The sequence below is a fragment of the Caenimonas sp. SL110 genome (assembly GCF_001044395.1).
Classification (GTDB): domain Bacteria; phylum Pseudomonadota; class Gammaproteobacteria; order Burkholderiales; family Burkholderiaceae_C; genus Ramlibacter.
Window position 1 is genome coordinate 32,337 of the sequence record NZ_JANU01000032.1, and the last position, 19,791, is coordinate 52,127.

Sequence of the window (19,791 nt, forward strand, 5' to 3'; positions counted from 1 at the left end):
TTTTTAGCGCTTCTTGTTTCGCTCGAATCCGTTGGGGATTTATTTCTTCTGACGATACTTGCGAAGGGCCGCGATCTGCGCAGCCATGACGGCCAGCTCCGATTGCGCCCTGGCGATGTCGAGTTCACCCTTGGCATTGCGCAGCGCTTCTTCGGCTGCGGCTTTGGCGGCATTGGCCTTCTCTTCGTCCAGATCCTTCCCGCGAATGGCGGTGTCGGACAGCACGGTGACGGTCTTGGGTTGCACTTCGAGGATGCCACCAGCAACGAACACGAACTCTTCGGTTCCGTCGGCCTTTTCGATACGCACTGTGCCTGGCTTGATGCGCGTGATCAGCGGCGTGTGGCGCGGGTAGATCCCGAGCTCACCGGCTTCGCCGGGCAGCGCCACGAAGCGGGCCTCGCCAGAGAAGATCGACTCCTCGGCGCTGACCACGTCGACGTGGATGGTGTGGGTGGGGTCCATAAGTACCTTTAGTCAGTTTCCTGGACTTAAACCTTCTTGGCCTTCTCGAAGGCCTCGTCGATCGTGCCGACCATGTAGAACGCCTGCTCGGGCAGGTGATCGCATTCGCCGTTGGTGATCATCTTGAAGCCGCGAATCGTCTCGGCCAGCGGAACGTACTTGCCAGGCGAGCCGGTGAACACTTCAGCAACGTGGAACGGCTGCGACAGGAAACGCTGGATCTTGCGGGCGCGAGCCACGGCCAGCTTGTCTTCCGGTGCCAGTTCGTCCATGCCCAGAATGGCGATGATGTCGCGCAGTTCCTTGTAACGCTGCAGCGTGTTCTGCACAGCGCGAGCGGTGTTGTAGTGGTCTTCGCCAACAACCAGCGGGTCGAGCTGGCGGCTGGTGGAGTCCAGCGGATCGACGGCCGGGTAGATGCCCAGCGCAGCGATGTCACGCGACAGCACCACGGTGGAGTCCAGGTGGGCAAAGGTCGTTGCAGGCGACGGGTCGGTCAAGTCATCGGCAGGGACGTAAACGGCCTGGATCGAGGTGATCGAGCCGACCTTCGTCGACGTGATGCGCTCCTGCAGGCGGCCCATTTCCTCGGCCAGCGTCGGCTGGTAACCCACGGCGGAAGGCATACGGCCCAGCAGCGCGGACACTTCGGTGCCGGCCAGCGTGTAGCGATAGATGTTGTCCACGAAGAACAGCACGTCGCGGCCTTCATCGCGGAACGATTCGGCAATCGTGAGACCGGTCAATGCAACGCGCAGGCGGTTGCCCGGCGGCTCGTTCATCTGGCCGTACACCATCGACACCTTGGAGTTGGGCAGGTTCTCCAGGTCCACGACCTTCGAGTCAGCCATCTCGTGATAGAAGTCGTTGCCCTCACGGGTACGCTCGCCCACACCGGCGAACACCGACAGACCTGAGTGGGCCTTGGCGATGTTGTTGATCAGTTCCATCATGTTCACGGTCTTGCCGACGCCGGCACCACCGAACAGGCCCACCTTGCCGCCCTTGGAGAAAGGGCAAACCAAGTCAATCACCTTGATGCCGGTTTCGAGCAATTCCTGCGAGGGCGACAGCTCGTCGTAAGCCGGGGCCTTGCGGTGGATGGAAGCCGTCAGCGCCGAATCAACCGGGCCGCGCTCGTCGATCGGATTGCCCAGCACGTCCATGATGCGGCCGAGGGTGGCCTTGCCAACCGGAACCATGATGGATGCATCGGTGTTGTAGACCATGTTGCCGCGGCGAAGCCCGTCGGACGAGCCCAGCGCAATGGTGCGCACGATGCCGTCACCGAGTTGCTGCTGCACTTCCAGCGTCAGGGCCGTGCCTTCCATCTTCAGTGCGTCGTAGATCTTGGGCATCTTGTCGCGTGGAAATTCCACGTCGACCACCGCGCCGATACATTGAACAATCTTGCCCTGGGTAGCGTTTGCTTGAGCCATGAGTCGCTCCAATAATTAATCTGTTGAATCCGTGCGTCCGCGCGATCAGACCGCTGCGGCCCCGGCGACGATTTCCGAAAGTTCTTTCGTAATCGCTGCCTGGCGCGTTTTGTTGTAGACCAGCTTGAGCTCGGCAATCACATTGCCGGCGTTGTCGGTGGCTGCCTTCATCGCGACCATGCGAGCCGATTGCTCGGACGCCATGTTCTCGGCAACAGCCTGGTACACCAACGCTTCCACGTAGCGCAGCAGCAGTTCGTCGATGACGGTCTGCGCGTCGGGCTCGTAGATATAGTCCCAGCCGGGTTGGCCTTCATCCGACTTGAAGTTGTCGGCCGTGAGCGGCAAGAGCTGCTCGAGCACGGGCTCCTGGCGCATCGTGTTGATGAACTTGGTGTACGACAGGTACACCGCGCTCACCTTGCCTTCCGCGTATGCGTCGAGCAAGACCTTCACGGGGCCGATCAGCTTGTCCAGATGCGGCGTATCGCCCAGCTGCGTCACATGCGAGACCACCTTGGCGCCGATGCGGTTCAGGAAGCCCAGGCCCTTGTTGCCAATGGCCACTGCGTGCGACTCCAGGCCCGCTGCCTGCTGCTCGCGCAGCTTGGTGGTGACCAGGCGCAGCACGTTGGTGTTCATGCCGCCGCACAGGCCCTTGTCAGTCGTGACCACGATGAACCCAGCCGTCTTGGCATCGTTCATTTTCATGAACGGGTGGGTGTACTCCGGGTTCGCCTTGCCAAGGTTGGCTGCAACATTACGCACCTTGTCGGCATAAGGCCGGGCGTGACGCATGCGTTCCTGCGCCTTGCGCATCTTGGACGCAGCCACCATTTCCATGGCCTTGGTGATCTTCTTGGTGTTCTCCACCGACTTGATCTTGCCGCGAATCTCTTTACCTGCTGCCACGTTGAGCTCCTATGCTTTGGTGATCAGGCAAAGGTTTTCTTGAAGGCGGCAATTGCGGCAGTCATTTCAGCCTCTGCGTCGATGCAGGCCTTCTTGAAAGCCTTCTTGTCGTCGCTGTCCGAATCCTTGGCGGGCTTGTTGTCCCACTTGGCGCCGTTCTTCTCGATGGTCGCGAGCATGGGAGCGTGCTTGTCCTTGAGATAAGCGTGCAGGCCGTGTTCGAAAGGAAGAACCTTCTTGACTTCGATGTCGTCGAGGAAGCCCTTGTTCACTGCGAACAGCGTGGCGCCCATGAGCGAGATCGGCAGCGGGCTGTACTGGGCCTGCTTGAGCAGTTCCGTCACGCGGGCACCGCGGTCGAGCTGCTTGCGGGTGGCTTCGTCCAGGTCGGATGCGAACTGCGCGAACGCAGCCAGTTCACGGTACTGCGCCAGGTCGGTACGGATACCGCCGGACAGGCCCTTGATCCAGTTGGTCTGCGCAGCACTACCCACGCGCGACACCGAAATACCGGCGTTAATCGCGGGACGGATACCTGCGTTGAACAGTGACGTTTCCAGGAAGATCTGGCCGTCGGTGATCGAGATCACGTTGGTCGGAACGAATGCCGACACGTCGCCAGCTTGCGTTTCGATAATAGGCAGCGCAGTCAGCGAGCCGGTCTGGCCCTTGACTTCACCCTTGGTGAAGGCCTCGACATAGTCGGCGTTCACGCGGGCTGCGCGCTCGAGCAGTCGGCTGTGGAGATAAAACACGTCGCCGGGGTAGGCTTCGCGGCCTGGCGGACGGCGCAGCAGCAGCGAAACCTGGCGATAGGCGACGGCCTGCTTGGACAGATCGTCATAAACGATCAGGGCGTCCTGACCACGGTCGCGGAAGTACTCGCCCATCGTGCAACCCGAGTAAGCCGAGACGTACTGCATGGCGGCGGACTCGGAAGCAGAGGCGGCAACCACGATGGTGTAGTCCATCGCGCCGGCTTGTTCCAGGGAGCGCACGATGTTCTTGATCGTGGATGCCTTCTGGCCGATCGCAACATACACGCAGGTCATGTTCTGACCCTTCTGGTTGATGATCGCGTCGACGGCCACAGCGGACTTGCCGGTCTGGCGGTCGCCAATGATCAGCTCGCGCTGGCCACGGCCGATCGGCACCATGGAGTCGATCGACTTCAGGCCCGTCGCCATGGGCTGGCTGACCGACTGACGTGCAATCACGCCCGGTGCAACCTTTTCGATCACGTCGGTCATCTTGGCGTTGACAGGACCCTTGCCGTCGATGGGCTGGCCCAGGGCATTCACCACGCGGCCGATCAGCTCGGGGCCGACCGGCACTTCCAGGATGCGTCCCGTGCACTTCACGGTGTCGCCTTCGGAAATGTGCTCGTACTCGCCCAGAATCACCGAGCCGACAGAGTCGCGCTCCAGGTTCAGCGCCAGGCCGAAGGTGGCGACGCCGTCCTTGGTCGGCGGGAATTCCAGCATTTCACCAGCCATCACGTCGGACAGGCCGTGGATGCGGCAGATGCCGTCCGCCACGGACACAACGGTGCCCTGGTTACGGATGTCGGCGCTGGCGACGAGCCCCTCGATGCGGCTCTTGATCAGTTCAGAAATTTCTGCGGGATTGAGTTGCATGACTCTTTCCTTCTTTCTTTGGTTAAGCAGCGTTTTAGGCGGCGTTAGATGCGTCGTTTGAAGCGGCGGCTATCAAGCCGACAGCGCGACTTTCATTTGTTCCAGGCGGGCCTTGACCGAGGTGTCGAGCACTTCGTCTCCGACCACCACGCGAATCCCACCGATCAGGTCGGGCTGCTGCTCGACCGACAGATTGAGCTTGCGGCCAAAACGCTTCTCAAGCGTCTCCGAAACGCCCTGGAGGGCGTCGGCGTCGATCGGGAACGCGCTGTAGACAGTCGCGTCCGATGTGCCGCCCTGCACGTTCACGAGCGCGCGAAACTGGCTGGCGATTTCCGTCAGTGCGGACAGGCGGCCGTTTTCGATCACCGTGCGCAGGAAGTTCTTTGCCGCCTCGGACAGCGCCACCTGGGCGACGCCGGAGACCAGGTCGAACACCTGCTGGTTGGTGACCTTGGGGTTGTCCGCGAACAGCTGGATCTGGCGCTCTGCCGCGATGCCGGCAATTTCGTCGAGCCAGACCGAAGTGCCATTCAGATCAGCGGATGCCGACTTGAAAAGCGCCTCGGCGTACGGCCGCGCAATGGTGGCAAGTTCAGCCATGGCTTACAGCTCGGTCTTCAGGCGGCTCAGGAGGTCGGCATGCACACCGGCATTGACTTCCTTGCGCAGGATCTGCTCGGCGCCCTTCACGGCCAGCGCTGCAACCTGCTCGCGCAGGGCCTCACGTGCCTTGACGGTTTGCTGCTCCGCCTCAACGCGAGCGGCCGCAACGATCTTGCCGCCCTCTTCTGTCGCACGTGTCTTGGCTTCCTCAACGATGGCCTGGGCGCGACGCTCGGCATCTGCCAGGCGCGCTGCGGTTTCGTTACGGGTCTTGGCCAGCTCTTCTTCCACGCGCTGGTTGGCTGCAGACAGGTCAGCTTTCGCCTTGTCGGCGGCAGCAAGGCCTTCTGCGATCTTCTTTGCGCGCTCGTCCAGGGCCACGGCGATCGGCGGCCACACGAACTTCATCGTGAACCCGACCAGGGCCAGGAACACGATCATCTGAATGATCAGGGTACCGGTGATGCTCACTTTTTCATCCTTCACCCCGCGAGCCAAGGCCGCAGGGCATACGTTCTGGGAGGACGAGACTTACTTCGGCAGGTTGGCGATTTGCGCCAGGAACGGATTGGCCGTGGCGAACCACAGTGCAATACCGGTACCGATAATGAACGCAGCGTCGATCAGGCCGGCCAGCAGGAACATCTTGGTCTGCAGTTCGTTCATCAGCTCAGGCTGGCGTGCTGCGGATTCGAGGTACTTGGCGCCCATGATGCCGATACCGATACAGGCACCAATGGCACCCAGACCAATGATCAGGCCGGCGGCCAGTGCGACAAAGCTGATAACTTCCATGAAAAGCTCCTAGAGGACTTGGTTGACGTAGAGAAAAGAGAAAAGAGAAAACGGAAAAAGCAGTGCGCAATATCTAGTGAGAGTCGTGCGCCTGACCAAGGTAAACCAGGGCCAGCATCATGAACACAAAGGCTTGCAGCGTGATGATGATCAGGTGAAATGCCGCCCAGACAAAGCCAGCGACGATATGCAGTGCAGCCAGGCCGATGCCAGTGGCCGACAGGGACCACGCTCCGCCCAGCAAGGCGATCAGCAGGAAGATCAGTTCGCCGGCGTACATGTTGCCGAACAGTCGCATGCCGTGCGACACGGTCTTGGCAACGAACTCGATGATCTGGAAGACAAAGTTGAACGGCCACAGGATCGGGTGTGCACCGAAAGGCGCGGTCACGAGTTCATGGGCCCAGCCGCCCAGGCCCTTGATCTTGATGTTGTAGAACAGGCACAGCAGCAGCACCGACACCGACAGACCCATGGTCACCGAGAGATCGGCAGTGGGAACGACACGCAGATAGGCGTGCGTCGGATCGCCGCCGGCGGCACCGTAGATTTTTTCCCAGATGAACGGCAACAGGTCGACCGGCAGCAAGTCCATTGCATTGAGCAGGAAAATCCACACGAAGACTGTGAGCGCCATCGGGGCGATGAGCTTGCGGCTGTTGGCGTTGTGGACGATGCCCTTGGCCTGGGAGTCGACCATCTCGACCAGAATTTCCACTGCCGCCTGAAAGCGGCCCGGGACGCCAGCCGTCGCCTTGCGCGCGGCGCGCCAGAGGATGAAACAGCCGAGCACCCCGATCAGGATCGAGAAGAACAGCGAATCGAAGTTGAAGACCGTGAAGTCCAGGACGTTGGACGCCTTGTGGTTTTGCAGGTGCGTCAGGTGGTGAATGATGTATTCACCGGCGCTAGGTGCATGTTCAGCTGCGGCCATTTGTATTCTTCAAGTTTTCAATTCGTTTTGGGCGCGGCTTGAATGCCAGCGCCAACCAATACACCTTCAGGGTGACGATCAGGCCAACCAGCATTGCCGGCCAGCTCAGGTCCGCCACCAGCTTCGGCGCCGCTGCCATCAAGGCAATCGTCGAAGCAATCTTGACCATCTCCCACACCATGAACCCGACGGCAGCACTGCCAGCGTCGAGTGACGCAAAACGCCCGGTGAGCCCTCGCGCAAAAATGGCCGCGGGGATCACCACGGCCATCGCGCCATATCCGGCGGACCACCCTACGCTTTGCCTCCCAGTGATGCCCCACGCGGCCAACGCCACAAGGAGCCCCACCACTACCTGCCCCATCACGACCCACCAGGGGGACACCAGTGGATTTTGTTCGCGAAGCCGACGCGCCTCCTCAAAGGTCAGCGGCTTGACCGGAATCTCTCCGTCGGGGACTTCATCAAAATTCACAGGAAGCGGTGCGTTTATTGTCATTGTTTGGTGCGCCGCCTTGTTCCAGGATTTTTACAAAGCCTCTCATTATAAGTAGAAACCCCGTTCTGGTCGCCCGTATCCGAGTCGAGACGCGGGCTATGCCGGCGTTCAGCGTACTTTTGCGTAGGACAGTGTTGCTGGATTTGAACGGGCGCCCGATTCGGGTGCGTCGCACCGTACACAATGGCGCCATGAGTACCAGCCACGATTTACCCGACCTGCCCTGCTACCTTAACGGCGAGTTCACGACGCTTCCAAACGCCAGGGTCAGCGTGATGGACAGGGGGTTTGTCTTCGGCGACGGGATTTATGAAGTAGTACCCGTTTACGCCGGCCAGCCGTTTCGTTTTTTGGAGCACATGGCCCGGCTCGCCCGCAGTCTCGACGAGATGCGAATCACCAGCCCCTGCACGGACGGTCAGTGGCGTGAGATTGTGGACACACTGGTGGCTGCCTATGCGAAGCAGCAGGGCAAGGTGCCAGAAGAAACCAACCAGCTGGTTTATATCCAGGTCACGCGCGGTGTGGCGCTTCGCGATCACGCCATGATCGCCGGCCTGACGCCTACCGTGTTCGCCATGAGCAACCGGCTGTACATCTACCCTCCCGAGGAACGCGCCGCAGGCGTCGCGTGCGTGACGGCCGATGACTTCCGCTGGAAGAAGGCGCACATCAAGAGCATCAGCCTTGCAGGCGCTGTCATGGCACGCCAGATCAGCGCCGACGTCGGCGCAAACGAGACCATCATGTTCAGGGACGGCTGGCTGAGCGAAGCCGCCGCCTCCAATGTCTGGGTGGTCAAGGGCGGCGTCGTGTTGGGCGCGCCCAAAGACAACCTCGTCCTCGAAGGAATCCGGTACGGCTTGTTCGAGGAGCTTTGCCGCGACGCCGGCATCCCATTTGAGTTGCGACGCGTTTCGCGTGAAGAAGTCATGGCTGCCGACGAGCTTCTGATGAGCTCGGCAACCAAGGAGATCATCGCCGTGACCCAACTTGACGGCAAGCCGGTTGGAAACGGCAAGCCAGGCCCCATCTACGACAAGCTCTACGCTGGCTACCAACAGGCCAAGCGGGCTTGAACATGACACCTGAACAAAGAGAATCCCTGATCGAGTTTCCCACCCGCTTTCCCATCAAGGTGATGGGCGAAAACGTGGATGGGTTTGTGCATGCGATCACTGCGGTCGCTGCGCAGTTCGATCCCGACTTCGACGCGGCCTCCATCGAATTGCGCAGCAGCAATGGCGGCAAGTACCTGGGCATCACGATCACGGTGAACGTGACGAGCCGCGAGCAGCTCGACGACCTGTACCGCAAGCTGACGGGTCATCCGATGGTCAAGGTCGTTCTCTAGGCCCGGCCCATGCGCCTCAGTGTTCGCGGGCCCGTCGAGTACGCACCGACATATGCAGCGATGCAGTCGTTCACCGCGTCGCGCAGTGAGGGCACGGAAGATGAAATCTGGCTTTGCGAGCATCCGGCGGTTTTCACGCAAGGACTGGCGGGCAAAGCCGAACATGTGCGCACGCCCGGTGGCATTCCGGTTGTGGCGACCAATCGCGGCGGCCAGGTCACCTTTCACGGACCGGGGCAGGTTGTCGCTTACCCGCTGGTGGACCTGAAGCGGCAGGGCTTCTTCGTGAAGGAGTACGTCTATCGCGTGGAGGAGGCGGTGATCAGGACACTGGCCGAATTCGGGGTGACGGGGCATCGGGTTGCAGGGGCGCCGGGGATTTATGTGCGGCTGGATGATCCGTATTCGCACGCAAGGCTGCCCCTTCCCCAACCCTCCCCCAACGGGGGCGGGAGCAAGCCCGGGTTCGAGGGGCTCGGGAAAATCGCGGCGCTGGGCATCAAGATCAGTCGCCACTGCACGTATCACGGCGTGGCACTGAACGTGGCAATGGACCTCGAACCCTTCTCGCGCATCGACCCTTGCGGCTATCCGGGACTGAAAACCGTGGACCTTTCTACAATCGGGGTATCTACCAACTGGAATGACGCGGCAGCCGTACTTGGCGACAAGCTCGCAGCCCTGCTTCCTTCCTGAAAGCATCCATGAGCTCCAGCGAAATCGTGCGCGAGGCGCAATCCGTCGAAAACTACAACCCCGCAGCCAAGCAGAAGGCCGCGGCCAAACTCTCTCGCATTCCCGTCAAGGTCGAGCAGGGCGAGTTGCTGAAGAAACCCGACTGGATTCGCGTGCGTGCAGGCTCGCCCACCACGCGCTTCTACGAGATCAAGCAGATCCTTCGGGAAAGCAACCTCCACACCGTCTGCGAAGAAGCTTCCTGCCCCAACATCGGCGAGTGCTTCGGCAAAGGCACGGCCACGTTCATGATCATGGGCGACAAGTGCACAAGGCGTTGCCCGTTTTGCGATGTCGGCCACGGCCGGCCCGACCCGCTCGACGTGAACGAGCCCGAGAACCTTGCCCGCACGATCGCCCGGCTCAAGCTGAAATACGTGGTGATCACCTCGGTCGATCGCGACGATCTGCGCGACGGCGGCGCGGGGCATTTCGTGGAATGCATTCGCCGCACGCGCGAACTGTCGCCCGGCACGACGATCGAAGTTCTGGTGCCCGACTTTCGCGGCCGCGATGACCGCGCGCTGGAAATCCTCAAGGCTGCACCGCCTGACGTGATGAACCACAACCTGGAAACGATCCCGCGCCTGTACAAGGAAGCGCGTCCGGGTTCCGACTACGCTTTCAGCCTGAACCTGCTCAAGAAATTCAAGGTACTCCATCCCAACGTTCCGACCAAGAGCGGCCTGATGGTCGGCCTGGGCGAAACCGACGACGAGATCCTGCAGGTGATGCGCGAAATGCGCGAGCACAACATCGACATGCTGACGATCGGCCAATACCTTGCGCCCTCGACTTCGCATCTGCCGGTGCGCCGCTATGTCCACCCGGACGTCTTCAAGATGTTCGAGGCCAAGGCCTACGAGATGGGGTTCAGCCACGCCGCTGTCGGCGCGATGGTGCGCAGTTCGTATCACGCGGACGAGCAGGCCCACGCCGCAGGCGTATCGTCACCTTTGGCCGGCGTGTCGTCTCCCGTGGCAGGCGGCGCCCACACCTGAGCGCGAACCTCTACGCGCTGGGCGCGATCGCCCTGTGGGCCACGCTGGCATCCCTTGGCGTGTCGCTGGGCCATGTGCCGCCTTTCCTGTTGACGGGGCTGGCGCTCGTGATCGGCAGCGTCCCTGCATGGCCACTTGTGAAGCAGTGGAAGATCCCGGCATCGACGCTTGCACTTGGCATTTGCGGGCTCTTCGGATATCACTTCCTGCTGTTCATCGCGCTGCGCCATGCACCCGCCGTGGAAGCAAATCTGGTGAACTACCTGTGGCCGCTCCTGATCGTGGCCCTGGCGCCCGCGCTCGTGCCGGGCATCCGCATGCGAGCCGCGCATCTGGTCGCGGCATTCACAGGCCTTGCCGGCGCAGCCGTTGCCATCCTGGGCTCTGGCACGTCAGGCGGAGGCTGGGCCTGGGGCTACCTGCCAGCCTTGGGCGCGGCATTCATCTGGGCGATCTACTCGCTTCTCACGCGGCGCGTGAAGGCATTCCCTACTGCAGCGATCGGTCTGTTCGGGCTTGTGTCGGGCACGCTGTCGCTGGTTTGCCACTGGGCACTCGAACCGCGTGTTGCGCTCTCGGTGACCGATTGGGGACTGATTGCCATCATGGGACTCGGCCCACTGGGCGCGGCGTTCTTCCTCTGGGACAAGGCCCTGAAACTCGGCGATCCGCGCCACATCGGAATCCTCAGCTACATCACGCCTCTGGCTTCAACGCTGTTGTTGATGATCGTGAGCGACCGGCCGATGACATGGAGCATTGGGGCGGCGGCGGTGTTGATCATCGGTGCCGCCGTCGCAGGCACGCGCGTGCGTTAGCGCAGAGCCGATCAGGCCTCGAGTGCGGCGGCCGGGTCTTCCGAATCCATGATCGCCTGCGCCCACGGCGTGAGCCTGGATGCATCGGAGCGCAGCACCTCCTGCTTCACCGCCAGGATCTGGGCCGGATGCATGGAGAAGCTTCGCAATCCCAGTCCCAGCAACAGTCGGGTGAGCGTCGTGTCACCGGCCATCTCACCGCAGACACTCACCGGCTTGCCCTGCACATCGCACTCGGCAATCGTTTCGGCCACCAGCCGAAGCACCGCCGGATGCAGCGGGTCGTAAAGATGCGCGACCGACTCGTCAGCGCGGTCGATCGCCAGCGTGTACTGGATCAGGTCGTTGGTGCCGATCGATAGAAAGTCGAAGTACTTCAGGAATATCTTCACCGTGAGCGCAGCGGCCGGAATCTCGATCATCGCGCCGAGCGAGACAGGCCCGTACGGGGTCCCGCGGTTGTCGAGCTCCGCCCGCGCAAAATCGATCAACGACAAGGTGTGCCGGATCTCGCTCCCATGGGCAAGCATCGGGATCAACATGTTGACCTTGCCATGCGCCGCCGCCCGCAGGATGGCGCGCAATTGCGTGAGGAACATTGCCGGGTCAGCCAGGCTCCAGCGGATCGCGCGCAAGCCCAGCGCGGGATTCAGGTGCGCCTCATCGCGGCGCGTGTCGTCCAGCGGCTTGTCGGCGCCCACATCCACCGTGCGGATCGTGACGGGCAGCCCCTGCATGCCTTCAACGGCGCGCTTGTATGCCTGGAATTGCTCTTCTTCATTGGGCAGATGCCCGCGCCTTCCCATGAACAGGAACTCGCTGCGGAACAGCCCGACACCCGCCGCTCCCGCTTCCATTGCACCGGGTGCATCCTCGGGCAACTCGATGTTCGCCAGAAGCTCGATCTTCTGGCCGTCCAGCGTCAGCGCTGGCGTATGGCGCAGGCGCGACAGGCGCCCGCGTTCGAGCTCGGCCTGGCGCTGCTTGAATCCGTACTCGGCCAGGATGATCGGCGAGGGATCGACGATCATCACGCCTGCATCGCCATCGATGATGACCCAGTCGTCCTGACGCACCAGCTGGCTCGCGCTGCGTGCGCCGACCACCGCCGGAATATCCATGCTGCGCGCCACGATCGCCGTGTGCGAATTGCGTCCGCCCACGTCTGTGACAAAGCCCGCGAAAACACTCTGCTTGAACTGCAGCATGTCCGCGGGTGACAGGTCATGCGCGATCATCACCAGCGGCACGTCGATGCTGTCGTCGAGCAGCAGGTCCTGCTGGGTTTTGCGGCGGCTGGCCGCAGGTGGCGCCACCGGCAAGGCAACGCCCTTCATGTAGCGCAGGATGCGGTCGGCGACTTGCTCGAGATCGGCCTTGCGCCCCCGCAGGTAGTCGTCTTCCATGTCGTCGAATTGTCGCGACAGCACATCGAGCTGCGTGGTCAACGCCCACTCGGCGTTGTACAGGCGATCCGAGATCCAGTGCTTGACGCCGCCGATCAGCTCTTCGTCCTGCAGCAGCATCAGGTGCACATCGAGAAGCGCGCTGAGTTCGTGCGGTGCCTCCTTGGGCCCCATCATCGAAATGGTGTGCTGAAGCCGATGCAACTCATCGACCACCGCGTTGCGCCCATCGCGCACGCGTTCGATTTCGGACTCAATCTTCGCCGGCTCGATGAAATAGTGCGCCACGTCCGCGCGGCTCGATGCCATGAGCACGGCTCGCCCGATGGCGATGCCGCGCGCAACGGCCAGGCCGTGGACGCTGAAGGTCATTTCGCCGCCCGGCCGCCCGTAGGCGAAATGCAGCCCCCTCGGGGGGCAGGGAGTGACACGCAGTGCACGACCGTGGGGGCCATTTACTCCCCTTCTCCAAATTTATCGTGGATAAGCGCCAGGATGGCGTCCATCGCCTCCTGCTCCTTTTCCCCGATCGTCTCGATCGACACTTCGGAGCCGATACCGGCGGCCAGCATCATCACGCCCATGATGCTCTTGGCATTCACACGACGCTCGCCGCGTGTGATCCAGACCTCGCACGGATAGCTTCCGGCGAGCTTGGTGAGCTTGGCCGAGGCGCGGGCGTGCAGGCCCAGCTTATTGCTGATGGTCGTCGTGGTCCTGGTCATTGCTTCTTCGTGGCTGGTTTTGTGGTGCGGTGATGGCCACCTGCATCACACCCTGCGTCCCGCCGATCACTGCGCGCGATACGAGCGCATCCAGTGATTCGGCGCGGTAGCTGACGCTGCGCAGGAGCATGGGCAGATTGACACCGGTGATCAGGCGCGACTTGACGCCATCGACAAGCTTCTGCGCGACGTTGCTGGGTGTCGCGCCGAAGATGTCGGTCAGCACGAGGATGCCGCGATCTTCATCGCCCAGCTGCTTCATGGCGATGCGAGCGGTGTGTAGCGTTTCCTCGGGCGGCATGTTGGGTTGCACGTCGATCGCCGCCAGGAGCGCGCCGCAGTCCGGAAAGACGTGGAGCGCGCATTGCCGCAAGGCGTGAGCAAGCGGCGCGTGGGCGATGATGAGGATCGCATTCATGAGCGGGAATTATCCTTTGCGCGCAGGAAGTAAGCGTACGACAGCATGCTGCAAACCAGAAAGACACCCATTGCGGCGCGAAAAGCAGACACCTCGGCCATCCCGGCAGCCTTGAAGCCGTCAATCAGCAGGCCGATGCCCCACTGCACGACAAACACCCCGCCGAAGATCACCAGGTTATAGGCCGACAGGGCGCGCCCTGCCAGGGCCGGCGGGAACGCCATGCCCACCGAAGGCTGGGCCAGCGACACAAAGGTCGAAGAAATGCAGAACAGCGCCCAGGCCCAGGCGCCGGCCGCAGGACCGGCAACGATGATCGCCAGCAGGACCACAAAGCTGATCGGAAGGCCCCACGCAATGAGCCGCTGCGTCGAGATGCCGCGCCGGGCCAGCGCAGGCGCGAGCATGCCCCAGCTCCAGAAGGTGCACAGCATGCACAGGTTGATGATGAAGAGCCCGCCTGCGGCTTCCAGTGGCGCATAGCCCGCCACGCGCACCATCCACGGCCCGGCCCAGAGGGTCTGGATCGCAATCATGCCGCCATAGCTGAAGAATCCCACTGGCGACAGACGCCGGAAGTACGGGTCTTTCCACACCTGTGAGTAGGTGCCCGGCCGGTCGCCGGGTTCCGACTCGGTCGGCTCCCACCGCGGAACCTTCCATGCAATGGCGACCATCGCCAGCACGATGGCCACCGCCAGCCCCCAGAACAGCGGACGCCATCCGAAGACCGGCATCAACCATTGCACGGGAAGCGTCGCGCCGACCATGCCGAAGGAGCCGGTCATCAGCATCCAGGAATTGGCGCGCAGCTGTGCAGTGGGTGTGAGCCAACGCCGAAATCCGGTGAGTGGCGCCATCAGGCAGGCACTGACCCCCACACCGCACAAGACTCGCGCCAGGAGCAAGGCCGTGAAACTGGTCGCCATCGAGAACGCAATCACCCCGCCCACGGCTGCCAGCAGGAACCACAACAGCACGTTACGAGGCCCGTGCCGATCGAGCCACGTCCCCAGCGGCAGTTGCGTGATCGCAAAGCCGAAGAAGTAGCCACCCGCCAGCAGGCCGAGTTCCTGCGCGCTGAGGTTGAATTCGACGGTGAGTGTTGGCGAGAGCGTCGCCGTGATCGCCCTGAGCAGCGCCGAAAAGAAATAGGTGAACGCAAACGCCAAAAAGACGGCAATCGCGGTGCGGCGTGCCAGCACTGTCATTGAAACTTCAGGTTCGAAAAGAACGGGTCGGTCATGTCCATGCGCAGCTCATCCGCGTAGATCACGGCCTGGAAAACCTGGCTGCCTTGCGCGAAATAGGCTGCATGGCTCTGGACCTTGCTGCCGTCCGCGCGTTGTCCGGTTGCCACGACCTGCGCGGACTGCGCAAGGCTCGCCCCACCGGCAATTACGAATGGCGTGTCCCGCGCAGACGTACCGCGCAAGTTCGCAAGCGTTGCAATCCGCCATTGACGGATCGCATCGCCAGCGCGCGCTGGATCAACGATGTCCGCGTGGAGCAATGCAAACGTCGCGCCTCCAGCTTCGCAGCCGAGCACTTCCAGCGCGACCTTGCGCTCAACCATCGTGACTTCGCGCGAGGCTTTGTCCGGCTTGCAGGGCAGCATCGCTTTCAGGTTGGTGGGCTCCAGGCGCACGTCGCGCCAGTTGTAGGTCGGGCTGCACGCAGTCAGCGTGGACGCGGCGAGGAGCACGGCGGCAAGTGGCGCCCAGGTGCGGGTAATTCGGGGCATCGCGCGATTATCGGGTTTGCGCTGCGAGGTGTTGTTTGGGGACAGAATCGCGTGCATGAACTCACTGGATGGCATTCGCGTTCTCGATCTCTCCCGCGTTCTTGCGGGCCCCTGGTGTACCCAGACCCTGGCCGACCTGGGCGCCGACGTCATCAAGGTTGAGCGTCCCGGCACCGGCGACGATACCCGCACGTGGGGTCCTCCGTTCCTGAAGGACGATGCCGGCAATGACACGGCCGAGGCCGCTTATTACCTGGGCGCCAATCGCAACAAGCGCTCTATCACCTGCGACATCGCCAGCCCCGAGGGCCAGGCGCTGATCCGCGACCTGGTTGGGCAATGCCAGGTGTTTGTCGAAAACTACAAGGTCGGTGACATGGCTCGCTACGGCCTGGACTATGAATCACTCAAGGCGATCAACCCTGCCCTTGTGTACTGCAGCATCACCGGGTTCGGGCAGACCGGGCCGTATCGCGAGCGCGCAGGGTACGACTACGCAGTGCAAGGCATCGGCGGGCTCATGAGCGTGACCGGTGAACGCGACGACCTGGGTGGCGGACCGCAAAAGGTGGGCGTCGCTGTCGCGGACCTTTTCACCGGCATGTATGCGACGGTGGGCGTGCTCTCGGCGCTTCGCCACGCGGAGCGATACGGACAGGGGCAGCACATCGACATGGCGCTGCTCGACACGCAGGTAGCCATGCTCGCAAACCTGGGCGCCAACTATCTCGTGAGCGGAAAAACACCCGGCCGTGCGGGCAATGCGCACCAGAACATCGTGCCCTACCAGGTGTTCGAAGTCGCGCCTGACCCTCAAGGCAATCGCGATTACCTGATCCTGGCGGTCGGCAACGACAGCCAGTTCGCCAAGTTCTGCGAGGTGGCCGGCGCGCCGGAATTGGCGAAGGACGAGCGATTCGCGCGCAACCAGGGGCGCGTGCGTGACCGCGCCGTCCTGGTACCGATGCTGGAGGCGCTGATGCGCCAGCGAACCAAGCCGCAGTGGCTGGCTGCACTGGAGGCCGCCAAGGTGCCTTGCGGCGCCATCAACAACCTCCAGGAGGTCTTTTCAGATCCGCAGGTTCTGGAGCGCGGGATGGTCTCCACCTGGGCGCACCCCTTACGCGCCAGCCTCGACCTGGTCTCCAGCCCGATTCGCATGAGCGTGACGCCCGTGCGCAAGGACTTTCCCCCGCCGCTGCTGGGCGAGCACACGGCCCAGGTCCTGCGTGAGGTGCTCGGGCTGCCCGATGACAGGATCGAGCAACTGAAAGAAGACAAGGTGATCTGAATGGCTGATTTCGTTCTGGTGCATGGCGCCTGGCATGGTGGTTGGTGCTGGCGCGATGTGATTGCCCTGCTGGCTGCCCAGGGGCATCGCGCACATGCCGTGACGTTGACTGGCGTCGGCGATCGCGCGCACCTGATGTCGCCCGCCATCACGCTGGAAACACATATTGCCGACGTGATGAAGGCGATCGAGGCCGAGGAAATGCAATCGGTTGTGCTGGCCGTGCACTCTTACGCCGGAATGATTGGCACTGCTGTAGCCGATCGAATGCCCGAGCGACTGCAGCACCTGGTCTATGTCGATGCCGTCGTGCCAAAGCCTGGCGAAAGCTGGAGCAGCACACACGCAGTGGCGACCCGGGAAGCCAGGCTTGCCGCTGCGGCGAGTTCGCCGGATTTCAGCTTCCCGCCGCCCGATCCAGCCGTTTTTGGACTGGCCGATGCACCCTACGATTGGGTCAAGCGGCGGCAGACCCCACACCCGGGGCATACCTACACCGCGCCATTGGACTTCGATCCAGGACGTGTGGCGGCCATTGCCCGCACCTTCATCAACTGCACCCAGCCCGCACTCGCGACCATCGACTCGATTCGACCGCGCCTGGGTGACAGCCGGTTCTGGGGTGGTGCCTGGTTGGGTGGCGCAGGGGTGCGGGTCGTGGAAATGAAAACCGGTCACGACCCGATGGTGAGCGAGCCCGATTTACTTGCCCGCGTCCTGATGGAGTGCGCCACAATGAAAGCTTCAGGATGAGAGGGACTCCATGGGGTCAGGCAAGTCCGCGCGAAGCGAGTCACAGCGAAAACGCATAGCGAAGACGGCGCCTGCGCCGGCTGCGCCAGCCGTAGCGGGACTCACCCCGGTTGCCGCCGCCACACTCCCGGCCATCATCGGGGCTGAACTCGCCCATGACGTCGCCATCATGCAGAACGTGCTTCAGGAAGTTCGAAGCATGCGCAGCATTTCGAGAGGACAGGTCGCCACACTGGAGGCCTGCCTGGAGTCTGCACACCGGATTGCGATGCAGAGCCAGCAGATATCGCGCCTGGCCAGCGGACGGCTGCGCCAGTCGCATGAACGGCTTCCGCTCGACACGATCGTCAACGACGTTCTCAATGGCATGACGCTACGGTTCAAGCTGGGCGGCTATGAGGTCACCCATCGGCTGCGGCCCGTCGAAGTCATCGTCGATCCCGGGCTGCTGCTGGGACTGGTGCAGGTGGCGATCGACTGGTCTGCAGACCAGGGACAGCGCTTGCAGGTTCGCCTGGACGTCAAGAATTGGCCGGAGCATGCTGAACTGGCGATCAAGTCCAGCCAGTCGGTCGCGTTGTCTCAGGCTGCATCTGGAGAGGAGAAGGTTCGTGATGACCTCAACTGGCAACTGCTCCTGCAGACCGCGATGGCGATGGGCGTCACAGTGGACCGCGTCGTCGCGGTGGATCACACCATGCTCTCGATCGAGTTTCCGCGAACGGTTCGCCAGATCGAGGGACTCATGGCGATCGACATGGAAAGCAATTCGGGCATCAGTAGCGGCCACTCCAGCACGTTCCTGACCGAGGCACGCCCGCTCGCGGGTCACCGGGTCCTGCTCGTGTCCGCTGATGCCGGCGTGATCGGAGAGTTGAAGGCTGTTTGCGACAGCATGGGGCTGACACTTGACGTTTGCCCCACCAGCGCAGGCGCCGTGCGTCACTGCGAAGCAGACATGCCTCACCTGATCGTGGTGGAGGAGCGGCTACGCGACCATCAATTCGAGGAGCTTCGCGCTGACATCGTCCGCTCCGACGTGAACTTTCCGGTTGTGGAAATCACCCGGGCGCCCAACATCCTGGAAATGTCGAACTGGATGGGAGACAGCGTGAGTCGCATCAGCCGCGATTCGCTACGCGCCCACCTGCCTTCGTTTCTGGTGATGGAGCTGGCCAAGATCGGTTGAGGGCGGCAATGCGGATGCGGAACTAAAATCGACGCATCCCCTCGAACCTGGACTCATGAAACGCGTTCTTATTGGCTTGGCCCTTGCGGCCGCGATTGCCGCCGGCGGTGCCTGGTTGGCGTTCTCAAAGGAGGCCGCCCCGCAGTCGACGTTCGTGCTGCTCGACGGATCGAGCAGGACCACTTCAGACCTCAAGGGCCGGGTGACCCTGGTGAATTTCTGGGCCACGAGTTGCACGACCTGCGTCGCGGAGATGCCCAAGATCATGGCGACCCACGACAAATATCAGTCGCGCGGCTACGACACATTGGCAGTTGCGATGAGCTATGACCCGCCCAGCTATGTCGTCAACTATGCGCAGACGCGCAAGCTGCCCTTCAAGGTGGCGATCGACAACACAGGAGCAGTGGCGAAAGCGTGGGGCGATGTGCAACTCACACCGACGACCTTTGTGGTGAACAAGCGCGGCGAGATCGTGAAGCGTTATGTCGGCGAGCCCAACTTTGCCGAACTGCACATACTCATCGAGAAGTTGCTCGCAGAAACCTGAACTTGCTTACCCCCAACAGAAGCGCCCGGCATTACCGGGCGTTTCTGTTGGGACGGACGCTGCGTCAGTCGCGGCGATAGGCGTCATGGCAGGTCTTGCAATTGCCCGCGGTGGCACCGAACGCTGCCTTTAAATTGTCCAGATTGTTGGTTTTGGCTGCCGCGACCAGCTTCGTGCTGTCTGCGATCAGCTTTTCGCCATGTTCCTTGAACTTGGCTTGTTCTGACCAGATTTCAGCCTTTGCGCGACTTGGCGTTACCTTGTCATATCCGGGGCCGAACCCCGCCCACGCGAGTTTGGCCATGTCGGCGACGATTTCCGCATTCTCGGTGGCCACCCTGGCGTCGTAAGGAACTCGACCGCTGGTCATCGCACCAAGGCGACCAACGTGCTGCGACATCACAAACATGACGCCCTGACGGTACTTGGCTGCGTCCTCGGGTTTGGCGAATTGCGCGGATGCAGGTCCTGCCATCACGGCAACTGTGGCGGCAATCGCCAGCGATACGGGAATCCTCAT

Annotated in this window: 24 protein-coding genes; 9 read left to right on the plus strand and 15 right to left on the minus strand. The window is 62.2% G+C overall.

Features of this window, described 5'->3' with window-relative positions; translation table 11 throughout:
* Positions 1-39: 39 nt before the first annotated feature.
* The 9 genes from AQ12_RS16040 to AQ12_RS16080 all read right to left on the minus strand — a co-directional run bounded on the left by AQ12_RS16040 (position 40) and on the right by AQ12_RS16080 (position 7,287).
* Positions 40-465, minus strand: a complete 426-nt coding sequence (locus tag AQ12_RS16040) for a F0F1 ATP synthase subunit epsilon (protein WP_048440953.1) — start codon at positions 463-465, stop codon at positions 40-42.
* 26 nt (positions 466-491) lie between these two features.
* On the minus strand, positions 492-1,904 hold the full coding sequence (atpD, locus tag AQ12_RS16045) for a F0F1 ATP synthase subunit beta (RefSeq protein WP_048440954.1): 1,413 nt from the start codon (positions 1,902-1,904) through the stop codon (positions 492-494).
* 45 nt (positions 1,905-1,949) lie between these two features.
* Positions 1,950-2,816 carry a F0F1 ATP synthase subunit gamma gene (gene atpG, locus AQ12_RS16050; protein ID WP_048440955.1) on the minus strand — a complete coding sequence of 289 codons (867 nt, stop codon included), beginning with the start codon at positions 2,814-2,816 and terminating at the stop codon, positions 1,950-1,952.
* Positions 2,817-2,839: 23 nt separating this feature from the next.
* Positions 2,840-4,453, minus strand: a complete 1,614-nt coding sequence (gene atpA / locus AQ12_RS16055; RefSeq protein ID WP_048440956.1) for a F0F1 ATP synthase subunit alpha — start codon at positions 4,451-4,453, stop codon at positions 2,840-2,842.
* Between the two features lie 72 nt (positions 4,454-4,525).
* The gene (locus AQ12_RS16060) at positions 4,526-5,056 is read right to left on the minus strand and encodes a F0F1 ATP synthase subunit delta (RefSeq protein ID WP_048440957.1); all 531 of its coding nucleotides are present in this window, start codon (positions 5,054-5,056) and stop codon (positions 4,526-4,528) included.
* A gap of 3 nt (positions 5,057-5,059) precedes the next feature.
* A complete protein-coding gene (locus tag AQ12_RS16065) occupies positions 5,060-5,530 on the minus strand; it encodes a F0F1 ATP synthase subunit B (RefSeq protein WP_048440989.1) in 471 nt (156 codons plus the stop codon).
* Between the two features lie 60 nt (positions 5,531-5,590).
* Positions 5,591-5,854 carry a F0F1 ATP synthase subunit C gene (gene atpE, locus AQ12_RS16070; protein ID WP_048440958.1) on the minus strand — a complete coding sequence of 88 codons (264 nt, stop codon included), beginning with the start codon at positions 5,852-5,854 and terminating at the stop codon, positions 5,591-5,593.
* A 73-nt stretch (positions 5,855-5,927) separates the two neighbouring features.
* Complete coding sequence (atpB, locus tag AQ12_RS16075; protein WP_048440959.1) at positions 5,928-6,788, minus strand: F0F1 ATP synthase subunit A; 861 nt, start codon at positions 6,786-6,788, stop codon at positions 5,928-5,930.
* Positions 6,775-7,287 carry an ATP synthase subunit I gene (locus AQ12_RS16080; RefSeq protein WP_082151641.1) on the minus strand — a complete coding sequence of 171 codons (513 nt, stop codon included), beginning with the start codon at positions 7,285-7,287 and terminating at the stop codon, positions 6,775-6,777. Before AQ12_RS16080 ends, atpB begins: the two co-directional genes overlap by 14 nt.
* 191 nt (positions 7,288-7,478) lie before the next feature.
* Between AQ12_RS16080 and AQ12_RS16085 the strand changes: the two genes are divergently transcribed.
* The 5 genes from AQ12_RS16085 to AQ12_RS16105 are packed head-to-tail and all read left to right on the plus strand — an operon-like array spanning position 7,479 to position 11,195.
* On the plus strand, positions 7,479-8,366 hold the full coding sequence (locus AQ12_RS16085; RefSeq protein WP_048440960.1) for an aminotransferase class IV: 888 nt from the start codon (positions 7,479-7,481) through the stop codon (positions 8,364-8,366).
* Between the two features lie 2 nt (positions 8,367-8,368).
* The gene (locus tag AQ12_RS16090; protein WP_048440961.1) at positions 8,369-8,641 is read left to right on the plus strand and encodes a YbeD family protein; all 273 of its coding nucleotides are present in this window, start codon (positions 8,369-8,371) and stop codon (positions 8,639-8,641) included.
* Positions 8,642-8,650: 9 nt separating this feature from the next.
* Positions 8,651-9,337: a lipoyl(octanoyl) transferase LipB gene (gene lipB / locus AQ12_RS16095; RefSeq protein ID WP_048440962.1), complete on the plus strand. Its 687-nt coding sequence runs from the start codon at positions 8,651-8,653 to the stop codon at positions 9,335-9,337.
* Between the two features lie 8 nt (positions 9,338-9,345).
* Positions 9,346-10,377, plus strand: coding sequence for a lipoyl synthase (gene lipA / locus AQ12_RS16100; protein WP_048440963.1), 1,032 nt, complete (start codon positions 9,346-9,348; stop codon positions 10,375-10,377).
* Complete coding sequence (locus AQ12_RS16105; RefSeq protein WP_048440964.1) at positions 10,374-11,195, plus strand: DMT family transporter; 822 nt, start codon at positions 10,374-10,376, stop codon at positions 11,193-11,195. The genes lipA and AQ12_RS16105 overlap by 4 nt, the downstream gene beginning before the upstream one ends.
* 11 nt (positions 11,196-11,206) lie before the next feature.
* On the opposite strand, the gene ptsP is transcribed toward AQ12_RS16105, so the two are convergent.
* The 5 genes from ptsP to AQ12_RS16130 form a co-directional block, all read right to left on the minus strand.
* On the minus strand, positions 11,207-12,973 hold the full coding sequence (gene ptsP / locus AQ12_RS16110) for a phosphoenolpyruvate--protein phosphotransferase (RefSeq protein WP_048440965.1): 1,767 nt from the start codon (positions 12,971-12,973) through the stop codon (positions 11,207-11,209).
* Between the two features lie 83 nt (positions 12,974-13,056).
* Complete coding sequence (locus AQ12_RS16115) at positions 13,057-13,326, minus strand: HPr family phosphocarrier protein (protein ID WP_048440966.1); 270 nt, start codon at positions 13,324-13,326, stop codon at positions 13,057-13,059.
* Positions 13,295-13,744: a PTS sugar transporter subunit IIA gene (locus AQ12_RS16120; RefSeq protein WP_048440967.1), complete on the minus strand. Its 450-nt coding sequence runs from the start codon at positions 13,742-13,744 to the stop codon at positions 13,295-13,297. The genes AQ12_RS16115 and AQ12_RS16120 overlap by 32 nt, the downstream gene beginning before the upstream one ends.
* Positions 13,741-14,955: an MFS transporter gene (locus AQ12_RS16125; protein ID WP_048440968.1), complete on the minus strand. Its 1,215-nt coding sequence runs from the start codon at positions 14,953-14,955 to the stop codon at positions 13,741-13,743. The genes AQ12_RS16120 and AQ12_RS16125 overlap by 4 nt, the downstream gene beginning before the upstream one ends.
* Positions 14,952-15,488, minus strand: coding sequence for a hypothetical protein (locus AQ12_RS16130; protein WP_152682829.1), 537 nt, complete (start codon positions 15,486-15,488; stop codon positions 14,952-14,954). The genes AQ12_RS16125 and AQ12_RS16130 overlap by 4 nt, the downstream gene beginning before the upstream one ends.
* 55 nt (positions 15,489-15,543) lie before the next feature.
* On the opposite strand from AQ12_RS16130, the gene AQ12_RS16135 reads away from it, so the two are divergent.
* Genes AQ12_RS16135 through AQ12_RS16150 form a run of 4 tightly spaced genes read left to right on the plus strand, consistent with a single transcriptional unit; the run spans position 15,544 to position 19,271 of the window.
* On the plus strand, positions 15,544-16,779 hold the full coding sequence (locus AQ12_RS16135) for a CaiB/BaiF CoA-transferase family protein (protein WP_048440970.1): 1,236 nt from the start codon (positions 15,544-15,546) through the stop codon (positions 16,777-16,779).
* The gene (locus AQ12_RS16140) at positions 16,780-17,532 is read left to right on the plus strand and encodes an alpha/beta hydrolase (protein WP_048440971.1); all 753 of its coding nucleotides are present in this window, start codon (positions 16,780-16,782) and stop codon (positions 17,530-17,532) included.
* Positions 17,533-17,542: 10 nt separating this feature from the next.
* The gene (locus tag AQ12_RS16145; protein ID WP_048440972.1) at positions 17,543-18,721 is read left to right on the plus strand and encodes a hypothetical protein; all 1,179 of its coding nucleotides are present in this window, start codon (positions 17,543-17,545) and stop codon (positions 18,719-18,721) included.
* A gap of 55 nt (positions 18,722-18,776) precedes the next feature.
* Complete coding sequence (locus tag AQ12_RS16150) at positions 18,777-19,271, plus strand: TlpA disulfide reductase family protein (protein ID WP_048440973.1); 495 nt, start codon at positions 18,777-18,779, stop codon at positions 19,269-19,271.
* A gap of 64 nt (positions 19,272-19,335) precedes the next feature.
* Here AQ12_RS16150 and AQ12_RS16155 read toward each other — a convergent pair whose 3' ends face one another.
* Positions 19,336-19,791 carry a cytochrome c gene (locus AQ12_RS16155; RefSeq protein ID WP_193387992.1) on the minus strand — a complete coding sequence of 152 codons (456 nt, stop codon included), beginning with the start codon at positions 19,789-19,791 and terminating at the stop codon, positions 19,336-19,338.